This window comes from Nostoc sp., assembly GCF_036917315.1.
Taxonomy (GTDB): domain Bacteria; phylum Cyanobacteriota; class Cyanobacteriia; order Cyanobacteriales; family Nostocaceae; genus Nostoc.
Window position 1 is genome coordinate 22945 of sequence record NZ_JBALDR010000038.1, and the last position, 13464, is coordinate 36408.

General features: G+C 42.9%; 12 protein-coding genes. 4 read left to right on the top strand and 8 right to left on the bottom strand.

The genetic code is table 11. The annotated features are described in order from the left end of the window. Positions 1-81 precede the first annotated feature (81 nt). Both V7K84_RS17070 and V7K84_RS17075 read right to left on the bottom strand, forming a co-directional pair. Positions 82-585 carry a hypothetical protein gene (locus tag V7K84_RS17070; protein ID WP_041565591.1) on the bottom strand — a complete coding sequence of 168 codons (504 nt, stop codon included), beginning with the start codon at positions 583-585 and terminating at the stop codon, positions 82-84. Between the two features lie 84 nt (positions 586-669). After that, a complete protein-coding gene (locus V7K84_RS17075; protein WP_334839734.1) occupies positions 670-1215 on the bottom strand; it encodes a PadR family transcriptional regulator in 546 nt (181 codons plus the stop codon). A 95-nt stretch (positions 1216-1310) separates the two neighbouring features. On the opposite strand from V7K84_RS17075, the gene V7K84_RS17080 reads away from it, so the two are divergent. Further along, on the top strand, positions 1311-1829 hold the full coding sequence (locus V7K84_RS17080; RefSeq protein WP_334839735.1) for a DUF4188 domain-containing protein: 519 nt from the start codon (positions 1311-1313) through the stop codon (positions 1827-1829). A 16-nt stretch (positions 1830-1845) separates the two neighbouring features. On the opposite strand, the gene V7K84_RS17085 is transcribed toward V7K84_RS17080, so the two are convergent. Further along, positions 1846-2940: a phosphotransacetylase family protein gene (locus tag V7K84_RS17085; protein ID WP_334839736.1), complete on the bottom strand. Its 1095-nt coding sequence runs from the start codon at positions 2938-2940 to the stop codon at positions 1846-1848. Between the two features lie 480 nt (positions 2941-3420). On the opposite strand from V7K84_RS17085, the gene V7K84_RS17090 reads away from it, so the two are divergent. Then, the gene (locus V7K84_RS17090; protein WP_334839737.1) at positions 3421-3633 is read left to right on the top strand and encodes a hypothetical protein; all 213 of its coding nucleotides are present in this window, start codon (positions 3421-3423) and stop codon (positions 3631-3633) included. A gap of 59 nt (positions 3634-3692) precedes the next feature. Continuing rightward, positions 3693-4091 (top strand): VOC family protein, encoded by a 399-nt coding sequence (locus V7K84_RS17095; protein ID WP_334839738.1) that lies wholly within the window; start codon positions 3693-3695, stop codon positions 4089-4091. Positions 4092-4353: 262 nt separating this feature from the next. Here V7K84_RS17095 and V7K84_RS17100 read toward each other — a convergent pair whose 3' ends face one another. The 5 genes from V7K84_RS17100 to V7K84_RS17120 form a co-directional block, all read right to left on the bottom strand. Continuing rightward, the gene (locus tag V7K84_RS17100; protein ID WP_322712093.1) at positions 4354-4731 is read right to left on the bottom strand and encodes a response regulator transcription factor; all 378 of its coding nucleotides are present in this window, start codon (positions 4729-4731) and stop codon (positions 4354-4356) included. A gap of 163 nt (positions 4732-4894) precedes the next feature. Further along, the gene (locus V7K84_RS17105; protein ID WP_334839739.1) at positions 4895-9022 is read right to left on the bottom strand and encodes a PAS domain S-box protein; all 4128 of its coding nucleotides are present in this window, start codon (positions 9020-9022) and stop codon (positions 4895-4897) included. 13 nt (positions 9023-9035) lie between these two features. Then, positions 9036-10976 carry an ATP-binding protein gene (locus V7K84_RS17110; RefSeq protein WP_334839741.1) on the bottom strand — a complete coding sequence of 647 codons (1941 nt, stop codon included), beginning with the start codon at positions 10974-10976 and terminating at the stop codon, positions 9036-9038. Further along, positions 10963-11178: a hypothetical protein gene (locus V7K84_RS17115; protein ID WP_334839742.1), complete on the bottom strand. Its 216-nt coding sequence runs from the start codon at positions 11176-11178 to the stop codon at positions 10963-10965. Before V7K84_RS17115 ends, V7K84_RS17110 begins: the two co-directional genes overlap by 14 nt. 383 nt (positions 11179-11561) lie before the next feature. Next, positions 11562-12062, bottom strand: coding sequence for a fatty acid hydroxylase (locus V7K84_RS17120; protein ID WP_334839743.1), 501 nt, complete (start codon positions 12060-12062; stop codon positions 11562-11564). A gap of 1024 nt (positions 12063-13086) precedes the next feature. Here V7K84_RS17120 and V7K84_RS17125 point away from each other — a divergent pair. After that, positions 13087-13233, top strand: a complete 147-nt coding sequence (locus V7K84_RS17125) for a ribbon-helix-helix protein, CopG family (RefSeq protein WP_334839744.1) — start codon at positions 13087-13089, stop codon at positions 13231-13233. The last annotated feature ends 231 nt before the right edge of the window (positions 13234-13464 follow it).

Consider the following 13464-nt stretch of genomic DNA (forward strand, 5'->3'; position numbering starts at 1 on the left):
TTAGTCATTGGTTATTAGTCATCAGTCATCAGTCATTAGTCATTAGTCAAATACAAATGACAAAAGACAAATGACAAATGACTAATCAAAGTAGAAAAGCGTCACCACTTTTCTTTGTTCTTCTGCATCCTGACAAGTTTGTAACAGGGTGCGGCTATCGTGAAACGCAAAGCAGATTAGTTGCTGGCAACGGGAGACAATTTCCTTGTTGCACAAATAACTAGCTTCCGCCAGAGACAGATTATCATTACTGGGATTTTCGACTAGATGCATTACCTGTTCTAGTTGCTGGCGCGATTCTAAAGGCTGGCGTTCCAGGCTTTGGGGTAGAATCACTGTCAACAAATTTGCATCAGCCCGGGTTGCTCCCTTGATGGCCGCGGAATTTGTACCTGTAGCACCAGAAGTAATGATTCGATTACCCGATAAAACTAGGGCATAAGTCATCATTTCAATCAGATTCTGATGCGTTATCGGGACGTGACGAGAACCTAGCAAGGCAATTCTTTTAGAACCTGTTTGCTGGATTGTCGCCAGTTCTTGGGCTAATGTATCGAGGTTAATAAGGTCTGTTGATTGGCTCAAAGATGGAGATAATCAGACTAAACGACCCAGATATTTTACCAAACAGCGTGTAGATGCGAAGAAAACTTAAGTTAGACATTGCGACTATTTTTCGATTGTTTGGTTCAGTAACTCCATTACTTGGTTACACCAGGCTAGCCGATGTGTTTCGTAACTAATGCCATTTAAGAGAGTCAAGTACTGAAATTTGCCTGATTCTGGCAGTTCTTGCGGATTCTGAAAGTAACGCTGTTCTAAGTTATGGTACGTAGACAATTTTTTTTGATGGGCTTTTTGGTGATTTTCTAGCTCTGCCAAGATAATTTCCTTAGGAACAATATGGCCAGCAAAAATTTTAACGAGTAAATCATCTTTAATTGGTGTGGGTTCACAAGGTTGAGCAATCCACTCTTTGAGGTGCTGTTCTCCCAAGTCTGTAACGCTGTAGAGCCTTTTATCTGGCCGTCCTGCTTGAAGAATCGACTCAGAACTGATCCAGCCTCGATCTTCTAGCTTCGACAGCTCCCGATAAATCTGCTGGTGACTCGCTGACCAGAAAAAGCCTACAGAGCCATCGAATCGTTTTGCTAAATCATACCCGCTACAGGGTGCCTCAACCAGAGCCGCTAAGATTGCGTGCGCTAATGCCATAATTTTTAATTCACTACTTGACTTATGCAACTAATTGCATAAAAATAACCATATGCAATTAGTTGCATATTAACTTAAACGATAAGGAGTGAGAGATGGCTCAAGTAATACCGGGACGATTTACAGCCGAGATTGATGAACCCTTTGTTGTGTTTCTGATTGGGATGCGAATTAATAAATTATTCGCTTTTTTCAAATGGATTCCCACGGACAGGGCAATGTCATCCATGCTACAAAACCTTAATCAGAACCCTGAAAAAGGGTTTTTAGGGGGAGAAACTTTTGTTTACTGGCGAGGAGTGGGACTGATTCAATATTGGCGATCGTTCGAGGATTTGGAGCGTTTTGCCAGAAATCCAGATGATGCACATTTAAAAGCTTGGCAAAGGTTTAATCAAGCCATTGGTGCTGATGGCAGTGTTGGCATTTGGCACGAAACTTATTTGATAGAACCAGGAAGATATGAGGCGGTTTACGGGAATATGCCTGTCTTTGGATTAGCTGCTGCAACTAAGCACGTCCCAGCTATGGGGCGGAAGGAAACAGCTCGCCGTCGCCTGGGAGGTGACGGTGAGCCAGCTGTACCCTCACCAGCAATACAGCCTCCTAACTGATAACTGAGCAATGAATCTAAGACAATGCCGCTGCGGGAGTTAAACCTAGTTTGGATAACAAGCGGTCAATGTCAAAATGCTCGGACATCAACTGACGAATATACTGAACCTTAATCGGCTCGTGGACACGGACTTGACCAAAAGTGCGGTCAACAATTCCGACAGTGGTTAGGGTATCTAAGTCAACAGACAAAATGGGTATTTCTAGTTCTTCAGCGCGACTAAGAATGAACGGTGGGGGTGGTAGTTGCCCGGTGAGAATTAAACATTGGGTAGAAGTTTCCAAAGCCGCTTGCTGAATTTCCACCCGATCGCCTCCTGTCACCACTGCCATATTCCGGCGTTTGCGGAAATATTTCACAGCTGAATTGACATTCATCGCTCCAATTGCCAGACTTTCTACCAACAAATCCATGCGATCGTTGCGACAGAGAACATCAGCCTTTAACTGTTTGACTAGTTCGCCAACACTCACACTGCGGAGCAAATCGCTGTTTGGCAGCATTGCTAGCACTGGAATACCCTGCTGTTCCAAAAATGGTAGTATGAGAGTCTCAACCGCTTCTAGTTGGGTGACAGGGATATCATTGATCGCAACTCCAATCAAGCGATCGCCCACACGCCTTTTAGCAGCCAATAGCGCCTCAACCGAAAGCAACGATTTATAGCGGGCTACTAACAGCACACCAGCATCCAATATTTCAGCCATTTGCAGCAAAGACAAGTCAAACAAATTGCCTTCGGACAAATTACCAGGCCCCTCCAGTAACACTAAATCTCCTTGAGACTTATGTAAATATTGCTGTATTAGGGACTGCTGATAATCGGTTTTGTCTTCCCCCCGCAAGCGCTTTTGCACATTTGGTTCATCCAAAGCCAGCATTGTAGGTGCAACGCGGTTTTCCGGCAAATTGAGGCTAAGAGCGATGAACTGGACATCTTCTTCAACTACGGTTCCACTGGACGAATTGAAAGACGTACCGAGTGGTTTACCGTAGGTAATATCCAGACCTTTTTGCTGTAGCTGATGAGACAAACCCAGAACAGTTGCAGATTTACCGCTGTAATTCTCGGTCGATCCAATCAGCAAATATTTAGGGGATTTTGGCACACATGCACTCCTAATTTCAAAAGTCAGAAGAACCCAGCTAGGTGTTTCCTAATTCTAGTTCCTTCTGGCAAAAGCCTCTCGCTCTCACAAATTAAGGTTTCCCAGAATTACCTTCTGATTGCACAAGCAGGTGAGCCACTTATGGGTAGGCTTTTCAGATTAGACCAATTTTTTGGGTTTTGGAACCAATAAAGATTGTCTGAAACCTTAAAACTAGGTTCAATGCCTTCTAGGTTTCTAGCTGTTCCAGTTCCCGACTACAAGAGTTGGGGATGTTCTGTACTACTAAAGTGGTGACTTATCCCAAACGCTCTGCTTCTATATTACGTTAAACCGATCGAATAATAGTAGTATTTCATTTGCTAAAATTAGATCGTAGATACGTATAAAATTCAAGAGTGGTAATTAAAACTACCCATAATTAAGGTAAAAACCTTTCTTCGCTAAGTAAGATTTAGGTTTAAAAAAAGAGGTATTGATATGAACACAAACTTAGAAGAATTTTCATATCTCTGGGAGGACTCTGATTGGGCACTCTTAAAATTCAATGCTTCACCTTCAGAAAAAGAACCAAGATATGTAATTGTAAACACGAAAACTAAACAGGGTTTGCTAGTTAGTGATGATACTCTCTATCAGGATCTCAAAGAAACTATGCGTGAAAAAGGAGTTCGTGTTGTCTCATATTTATGATATGTAGATAAAAATCAATTATTCGTGGATTAAAAAAAAATGCACGCACATAGACAATAATGAAACGCGTAAACACAATCTCTCTCTCATTCATTGTTATTTATACCATGAATATGGAGAGTACATTATCATTTTATTCTGCTCTTGGCATGGAATTTATAGAAGAACAACATGGGCCATCTAACTTAGTTCATCATGCATGTAATTTAGGAAGCATTGTGCTAGAGATATATCCATACCAAGCAACTTTACTAAATCCAGAAAATAAACAGAAAATGGTTGCAGAATCGAGGTTTGGATTTAATGTTACATCTCTTGAAGAGATATTATGCAATTTAGAAAAATTGGGAATAAAATCCAAGCTATCGTCAAAAGTTAAAAATAATGAACAGCGAGTTAGTGTTACCGATCCGGATGGTAGAGTCATTCTTTTAACTGAGATATCAAGCGTTGACTAACAATACAAAAAAAGGATTGCAAGACTGACGGCTATAATCTCGAATATACTTATGCTGATGGTCAACACTTGAGGGCACTGATTTTATTGATTGCTATTGCTTATACTTGTGCTATTTTAGCAGGTCGTAACTCCCGTCAAATGGGACTATAAAAATATGTTAGTCGTTTTAAGGAATTACAGCGATCGCAGCACAGATATAGTGTCTTTTGGATCGGTTGGTATGAGTCTGCGATCGCAGGTAAAATTATTCAATAATTTCCTTACAAGCCCAACACCTGCATTGATTTTTCAAGTACTTCTTTGGGACGAAATGGTTTAGTTAGATATAAATCTGCACCAACCTCAATTCCTTTTTGTTTATCAAACTCCTGTCCTTTAGCTGTCAAAATTATAATGTAGATATCAGTCATTTGTAGGTCGTGTTTTACAATATGGCAGACTTGTAGACCATTCATTTTTGGCATCATCACATCAAGAAAAACTAGGTTTGGTTTTTCAGTTTTAATAGTTTCGAGAGCTTCTTCTCCATTTCTAGCAGTTAGAAGTTCAACACCCTCATCTTCTAATGCTTCTAAAGCTTGTTCCATCAAAATCAAGATATTGGGTTCATCGTCAACAATTAAAATTTTCTGGTTCATAGGGATTGGGAATTGGGTATTGGGCATTTGTACTGAGCGACTTGCCCTGAGCGCAGTAGAAGGGAGTCGAAGTATTGGGTATTGGGCATTGAAAAGAGGCAGAGGGGAAAATTCTGCTCCCTTGCTTTTTGCACAGTCTCCAGTCCTCACTCTCTAGCAGTTACTATTCTGATAGCATAATAAAAAATACATTTTCTAACTCCTTCTCAAAGCGTAGGGTTTTCACCAAATCGGCTTCCTGAGAGAAGATAGAATCGATGATGATCATGTCAGGTTTGGCTGACAGGGCTTTATTGATGCATTCTTGCGGATTGGAGGCTTCAATTACGCTGTATCCCTGAGCTTGTAATACATCGGATAAAGTTTTTAAGGCTGATGCATTTTTATCTACAACCAATACCTTTTTACTAGAAGTGCCTTGGTAAAGCAGTGAGCCAATTTCGTTGAGGAGTTTTCCTGTATCAATCGGCTTGGTGAGATAGCGATCGATGCCAATGTGGTAGCCCCGTTCTTTGTTTTCAATAATCGATAGAATGATGATCGGAATGTCTGCGGTCTGAGGATCGTTTTTGAGAACGGCTGCCACATCGAAGCCGTTGATTTGGGGCATCATTACGTCTAAGAGAATCAGATCGGGACGGGCTGTTTTGATTTGATGAATTGCATTCATGCCGTCTTTAGCTTCTCGAACATTGTAGCCTTCGTTTTCCAGTTGTTGACGGAGCAGTTCCCGAATGTTAGCGTCATCATCTACAACCAAAATGGTTTTACAATTTTGGTTCAGCACAGCGTTTTTGGTGATGACGTGTTCTTTGAGTTGTTTGACTAGCGTATCCAAATTCAGATTAGCAGTGGTTTGTCGATCGCTAGCGTAGGTGGGAATGATGAACGAGAATATGCTGCCGTTACCTGGTTCGCTCTCAACCCAGATTCTACCGCCGTGATGATCGACGATTTGTTTACAAATGGGCAGTCCTAAACCAGTGCCTTTGGGTTTGTCGGTGAGGGTGTCGCCAACTTGGCGGAATTTCTCGAATACTTTCGGCTGATCTTCAGGTGCAATACCAATGCCTGTGTCGATGACACTGATGCAAACACCGTCGTTTCCTTGTTTGACGCGGCAGGTGACACAACCAGATTCGGTAAACTTAACGGCATTGGAAATTAGGTTGATTAGAACTTGCAGCAGACGGTTGCGATCGCCTACTATCTGAGGCAGTCCTGGTTCAATTTCGCTCACCAATTGCAAGCCATTGGTTTCAAATAACCCGGCGGTAGAATTGGTTGCCCAATCGAGTAATTCACTGGGATCGAGGGGTTGCATCTGCCATTCCACCTTACCTGCTTCCATCTTGGCGATGTCCAAGACATCGTTAATCAAAGATGTGAGCCGTTCTGCTTCCGACACAATAATGTTGAGATTGTCAGCCACCCGCTTAATCGTTTTCTGAAGCTTGCGATCTTCGGTAGAAATCATTGGGAACACATCGGTTTCCAGCTTTTCTTGAATGATCGACGCAAAACCGAGGACAGAAGTCAGTGGCGTCCGCAGTTCGTGAGAAACCGTTGAGATGAAGTCGGTTTTCATTTGGTCGATTTCCTTTTCTGCCGTCACATCCCGAATCAGCAATGCAGAACCGAAGCAGGCAGAGGGTTCTAAATCTGTCGTCTTTTTGAAAATGGCGGTTGCCACTGCCTGACCAATGCGTTCCTTCGTCAGTGCAACTTCGGCAGAGAACACCTCTTTGGGATGGGACTGAGTTCGTGTAACCAGGTCTGCTAAACCAGATATCGGCAATTCTCGGTAGTGACCGTTGAGGGCGGTAGCTGTCAATCCGTACATACTTAAAAAAGCAGGATTGAAGTGGGTGATTTGTCCTGTGGTGTCTGCCACCAACAAACCATCTGCTAAGTTATCTAAAATCGCATTTAACCCCTGCGCTTCTGCTAGGGTATTTTGCAGGGCAGCCGTCCGCTCTACAACTCTGGCTTCCAGTTCTTGATTCAGTTGCCGCAGAGCGATTTCTGCTTGTTTGCGGGCAGAAATATCGGTATTAATTTCTAGCATGGCGCAGGGTTGACCGGATAAATCTCGTTGCAAAGTCCAGCGGCTCTGAACGGTGATGCATCTGCCATCGCGCGTGATGTGTTCCAGTTCTCCTTCCCAAGTGCCCTGCCGGAGAAACTCTGATAGAATTTCTTCTAAAGGTTTTGGAAAGGTTGATTTTAGAAATGCGTGAATGTATTGGTCTTTCACTTCCTCACGCGTCCAACCGTAGAGCCTTTCGGCACCTTGATTCCAGTGAGAGATTTTGTCGCTCATGTCGCGGACAATGATCGCATCGCTGGAATGATTCAACATATCCAATAAACGTTGATTTTCAGCTTCTGCCAGCTTGCGATCGTGAATATCGGTGCAAGCGCCAATCCATTCCCGAATACTGCCGTCTTCTGCCAGTACGGGGGCACCACAGACAGAGAAGTAGCGGTATGTGCCATTCTTGCCAAGCAGCCGATATTCGGTTTGATAGATACCTCGGTTTGCCACAGCAGCATTCCAAGCTTCTGTGGAACTGGCACGGTCATCGAGGTGAATCGGATCGAGCCAGCCCCAACCCTCAACTTCAGCCTCGCTCTGCCCCGTATAGGCCATCCAGGTGAGCATTTCCCTACTTATTCCCAATCCTTCCGGGGTAGCCCCCCAGATAATCTGTGAAGTAGCAGTTACTAAGGAGCGATATCGTTCTTGAAGACGCTGATTTTCAGCTTCTGCCAGCTTGCGATCGTGGATATCAGTGCAGGTGCCAATCCATTCTCGAACACTGCCATCTGCTTCTAGGACTGGGGCACCACAGACAGAAAAGTGGCGGTAGCTGCCGTCTTTGGCACGAAACCGATATTCGGTTTGAAAAAGACTCTGATTCGCTACAGCATTACTCCAGGCTTGGGCTGTGTGGGTACGGTCATCGGGGTGAATCGGATCGAGCCAGCCCAAACCCTCGACTTCATCTGCACTCTGACCTGTGTACGCTAACCAGGTAGGCATTTCACGGCTCACCGCTAGTCCTTCAGGGGTAGCAACCCAGACAATTTGCGAGCTGGCAGTCACCAAAGAGCGAAACCGTTCTTCGCTCTGTTGCAAAGTTTTTTCTGCTAGCCAGCGATCGTGAATATCAGTGCAGGTGCCAATCCACTCGCGGATGCTGCCATCTGCTTCCAAAACAGGAGCTGCATTGCCAAAAAAGTAGCGATAAGTGCCGTCTTTGGCACGAATCCGATATTCAAGTTGATAAAGACTCCGGTTCGCTACAGCAGCACTCCAAACTTCAGCACTCTTGGCACGGTCATCGGGATGCATGACATCGAACCAGCCCCACTCCATCATTTCGGCTGCACTCTGACCTGTATATGCTTCCCAACCAGCTATTTCAGAGTTTACCATTCCTTCCGGCGATGCCGTCCAGACCATTTGTGAACTGGCAGTTACTAAAGAGCGATATCGTTGTTCGAGATACTGCTTTTCGGCTTCTGCCAGCTTGCGATCGTGAATATCAGTGCAGATGCCAATCCACTCTAAGACGCTGCCATCTTCTTCTATAACGGGCGCACCCCAGACCCAAAAGTAGCGATAGTTACCATCCCTGCCCCGAATTCGGTATTCAATTTGATACATACTCTGGTTTGCCACGGCAGCACTCCAGACTTCTCCAGTGTAGGCGCGATCTTCAGGATGAACAGCATCAATCCAGCCGCCATTTTCCGCTTCAGCTAGACTTTGACCTGTATAGGCTATCCAGCTTGCCAGTTCAAAGCAAATTCCATCTGGTGTGCTTACCCAGACAATTTGTGCAGTAGCAGTTACCAGAGAGCGGTATCGGGCTTCACTTTGTTTCAGGATTTGTTCAGTATGTTGGCGTTCCTGCTGGGCGCCTCGAAGGTCGCTGATGTCCTCCACACTAGACCAGATCAGCCGCTCCCCATCCTTCTCAATCATCACTCCAGATAACCTGACCGGAACCAGATGCCCGTTTTTGTGGATGTACTCCTTCTCATAAGGGCCATAGCGACCAGTTCGTTCCAAGTCTTCTAGGCTAGATTGCTCCGTAGCAGCATATTTTTCTGGGGTAATCTCCCAGTAGGTGAGATTCAGAGTTTCTGGAACAGTACGCCCCAAAATGGCAGCAAAGGCGGGGTTGATGTTAATTAGTGTCCCATCTGTTCGGCATAGTGCTAGCCCAACAGGACATTGTTCAAATAGGTAACTGTTGTATTCATCAAGTTGGTTAAACATGTTTAAGGTTTCTTTAGCGGCGTATTTGGGTAGGGTTAGAACAACAGAACCAAGACAACAAAGTGGCGTAAAGCTTTAACGAAATTGGGTTACGTTGGAACATCTGGTAAATTTGATCGGGTGATGCACCTTCCACATCTGGACTGTGCTGTGAAAGTCGCTGGATTAGTTGAGTATGGCGGATTAGCAGATCCGTCGGTTTGAGCATTGGAGTTGTCGATCGAATAAAGCCGTCGGTATCAGGAGTGGAAGTTGGCGAGGCAGAGGTACAATTCTGTTCTTCAGTAGCGTCCACCAATGCACAATTTAACGGAATCTGAATCCAGAATTCTGTGCCTTCACCTGGTTGAGAACGACATTTGAGCATTCCTCCATGTTTGTCTACAACAATTTGGTAACTGATTGCCATACCTAACCCGGTTCCCTTACCAATATCTTTCGTGGTGAAGAAGGGATCGTAAATGCGGCGAATTACTTCCTCCTTCATGCCAGGGCCATTGTCGGCAATGCGAATTACAACGGACTGTTGGTCAATAACTCTGGTACAAATAGTTATTTGAGGACTACTTCTGACTCCTGAATTTTCTATACCTTCTTCCAAAGCATCAATGGCATTTGCCAGAATGTTCATAAACACCTGATTCAACTGTCCGGGATAACATTCAATCTGGGGAAGTTTTGCATAGTCTTTAATAATTTCAATTGCCGGACGATGAACATCTGCTTTCACGCGATGGTGAAGAATCATTAGCGTTCCATCGATACCATCGTGGATGTTCACGGCTTTCATTTCAGCTTCGTCATGGCGGGAGAAGTTTTTCAGGGATTGGACAATTTCGACGATGCGACCTGTGCCCAGTTTCATCGAATCTAGCAGTTTGGGGAAATCCTGCATAATAAATTCCAGGTCTATATTGTCTAACTCTGATTCCAGTTCTGGAGGAGCAACAGGTAGGAATTTCTGATATTTTTCCAGCAAGTACAACAAATCTTGCGCATATTCGGCAACATACTTTAAATTGCCGTAAATAAAATTAACCGGGTTGTTGATTTCGTGGGCAACTCCGGCAATGAGTTGCCCAAGACTGGACATTTTTTCGCTTTGGATTAACTGAGTTTGAGCTAATTGCAACTCATGGAGAGCTTGCTGAAGTTTCTGTGTCTGGGCTTTCGCCTGGACGGCTGCTTGAGTACTTTGCTCGTAAAGCACAGCTTTATCAATGGCGATCGCTGTTTGAGAGGCAAAGATACTCACCAGTTTCAGGTGTTCAGCCTTGTATGAGTCAGTTTTGGCCGTTCCAATGGCGATCGCTCCCAGTACCCGCTCCTTGGCTCGCAACGGTACACAAATCATTGCACTAACGTTTTTTTGCCCCTCTAACCGAGGATCGGCTTGCACATCATTGACAAGTTCTGCTCGGTTGGATTGCACAATGTTGCCGATAATTCCCTTACCCGGTTCCGGCTGATTATGGTCAAAAAACACTCCAAATTCGGCAATGATTTCAAATACAGTTGCATCTGGACTCAAAAGCAAAATCATCCCCGCAGATGATTCAATTAATTGACTCAATTCTTGCAGCACGAGTTGGGCAATTTGTCGCGTATCTAAACTTGTTGTGAGTTGAGTTGAGATATCGTCAAATAGATCAATTTCCTGATATCGCTCCAGCAATTCTTTGGCGAGTACTTTCTTCTCAGCTTCCTGCTTTGCCAGAAATGAGAGCAAAGTCGCAAGTATACTTGCCTGTTCTCCGCCAACAACCCAACCAATGAGTTCTCCTGACACCTCGATTGGATAACGGTTTTCTACAGTTTGCTCTCCAATGCTAATCAGTTTCGTGCCGTCTACCAGTTCAACATCAATGGCGACGTTGAACTGGTAGATTAAGTTATGAAGGAGAGATGGCAACTCTTTTTTGTTGAGCATCTTTCTGAGGCTAACTGCGGACATGAAACACCTCATCTAGAGCAGGTTGTGAATTTCTGGCAATTAGTGTAAGTGTGTTCGTGTAGCGTCTCGCAGAGAAACCTACACCGTATTCCAACTTTCTGCCTCCTACCTCCTGCCTCCTGCCTTCTTCACCGTAGCTATCCGTACCCCTTCGGATAAGCAAGCTACGCCCAGCATTTCCAGAAAAGAGAGGAATTGTCATAAAAATCTAGGAATATAATAATTTACTAATTAAGACTAGTTTTCCCAAAAACATTGGCGATATAACAGCGAAGTTGAGCGGTAGTAAATACCTTTAAACTCCCTACCAGAGGCATCCTTCCGTCTGTGTAACTTGTTTACTTTTTGATGAGTTCTATAAAAATATAAGTAAAAATTTTAGGTATTAAATAATCTATAGGTTTAAATTATAATTAGTTGATGTCTCTTATTACTACTATTCGTAAATTGGGAATCAGCTTTTTTGAGTATGTGGGTGAGTGCATTATATGAGATTAGAACAATCCCCTTTAGTGTATAAAAAGAAGCTGCGATCGCAGCTTCTTTTGGTAATTTTAAAAAGTATTTAGTAAGCGCTAGTTTTAGTTAGATCCGAGAATCGCGAAAACGAAGTCTGAGTAATCGCAGCCAGCGCAACCACGTTTGTGCAGGTTGTTCAAAGAAGGTGAAAATATCGCCGAAACCTAAATTAGTTTTGTGATGATGTAACCAGTGTCTCTCAGGAGTGGTAATAAATAGAATTTGACATAAGATATTTACAGGCTTTGGAGTTTGCCAACCTAGTACACTTATGTGTCTCCACCATACATGAAACTGACCAAGCAGTAATCCAGAAATAACGCCAATGGGAGAGAAAGACCACAAGACTACTGCTACAAGTACATAAGGTAAAGCTCCCAAGATACCATCTAAAAGAACCTGGGGATTAAAAGTCAAAATAGCATAGTGGCGGAAGTCCTTCTTCCAGGAGTGGTGCGTTTTTAAATGAAGGCTACCAAAAACGTGGTCGGGTACGTGATAAAAGAATGTAGATAGAAAATCGCCAAAAAACAGTAATAACCAAGCAACAGCGATAGCCTCAAGCATTTGTACTCCTCAAGAATAGTTAAGAAAACTCCACAGAAAATATGCAAGTCTCACACTGTGGGCACAGACACCTAGTTTTCTGCCACTAAAGCAGCATCTGCGCGCCTTATGTGTCTACGCTCCAGCTAATTTGGCTCCGAGTATATGTAATTGGTTTAGTTGCAGTTTCTATGAATCTCCAATCCTTAATGCAGTAATCAGCAACTCGTAAGAACCTCCAATTTGACTTTTAACTCTGGGTTAATGGTATGAATACATCTAAAGCCCGATTGGAATACAGTATTTTGCTATAGTTACTACACAATCTTCTTACTAAGGCATACAGCGTAAGCAAAGGTTGAGTTAAACTTAGTACAAATTTAGGTTAAGGCTTTCTACAATATTGTTAATTATAAATTTATTGCAATTAATCTTTAATTATGACTCGATTTAGAATGATATAAATAGATATTCTGCCAATATTAATTGAGTTATTGAGGTGAATCAAGTAGATTTATAGTTTAATTAAAACGCTGTAAAATTTGAGCGTCTAGAATTAACTAAATGCCATATATTTTTTCTGTAAATCGAGTAATAATATCGCTCTCAATCTGCACTTTCAATGATGAATTAACATTGAAAAGACAGGGATAATTTTAGAATTTCTCTTTATTTGCCAAGTGCGTTTGGATTCCCTTACTCTAGATCATTAGCTCACTCTTGTTGTAGACACTCGCAACTTTATGTGTCACCCTTGTGCTGTAGTTGCTGTTGCGCATAGCTTGCTACGCGCAGCGAACGGGTAGATATTAAACTACAGCCTAAACTAAAAGGGATAAAAAATTAAATGATAGAGTAGCAAATATTGATTCTTCCTGTATCATTTATAGACAAGTTAGTAAATCAGTAAAGCACACCTGTAATATTTATTTACAACGTGTCCTATTGAAGGGGTATCTCAGCATATCCAAAATTTAGGTTACTTTCCATTTGGAAGGTAAAATCAGGATTTGAAGTTATGATTACACGATTTATCTATTTCAGTATGAACAAAAAATGGGCGGTCAAGCGAATCACTATAAACCTGGCATCAAATGAAGCCAAAAACCTTGAAAAATATTGTGAACAGACAGGCAGACCAGCAACGGATGTAATTAGAGAACTCATTCGGGCCTTGCCACTGAGGAAATAAAAGTAGATTTGCGAACCATTTCACCTTGGTTCATTTTCAAGATATAAGTATTAAAATTTAGTTTAATTGGGGAGCATCTCAGTTTTGTAAAAAGCCTAGCGAATTCTATGAGACTGTGAGACTGTTGGCGAATAAGTGAGGGGTCTTACCCCTCATCAAAGAAGGCAGTAATCAGTGAGCAGAATAATTGTGAGACAAAAGTGGCATAAATAATCAAGCATGACTCTTCAT

Bases quoted from the DNA above. Each gene is read 5' to 3' on its own strand.
- V7K84_RS17125 (WP_334839744.1), top strand. From the start codon at position 13,087: ATGAACAAAAAATGGGCGGTCAAGCGAATCACTATAAACCTGGCATCA.
- V7K84_RS17080 (WP_334839735.1), top strand. From the start codon at position 1,311: ATGGCTCAAGTAATACCGGGACGATTTACAGCCGAGATTGATGAACCC.
- V7K84_RS17120 (WP_334839743.1), bottom strand. From the start codon at position 12,062: ATGCTTGAGGCTATCGCTGTTGCTTGGTTATTACTGTTTTTTGGCGAT.
- V7K84_RS17095 (WP_334839738.1), top strand. From the start codon at position 3,693: ATGAAACGCGTAAACACAATCTCTCTCTCATTCATTGTTATTTATACC.
- V7K84_RS17110 (WP_334839741.1), bottom strand. From the start codon at position 10,976: ATGTCCGCAGTTAGCCTCAGAAAGATGCTCAACAAAAAAGAGTTGCCA.
- V7K84_RS17100 (WP_322712093.1), bottom strand. From the start codon at position 4,731: ATGAACCAGAAAATTTTAATTGTTGACGATGAACCCAATATCTTGATT.
- V7K84_RS17115 (WP_334839742.1), bottom strand. From the start codon at position 11,178: ATGACAATTCCTCTCTTTTCTGGAAATGCTGGGCGTAGCTTGCTTATC.
- V7K84_RS17075 (WP_334839734.1), bottom strand. From the start codon at position 1,215: ATGGCATTAGCGCACGCAATCTTAGCGGCTCTGGTTGAGGCACCCTGT.
- V7K84_RS17105 (WP_334839739.1), bottom strand. From the start codon at position 9,022: ATGTTTAACCAACTTGATGAATACAACAGTTACCTATTTGAACAATGT.
- V7K84_RS17090 (WP_334839737.1), top strand. From the start codon at position 3,421: ATGAACACAAACTTAGAAGAATTTTCATATCTCTGGGAGGACTCTGAT.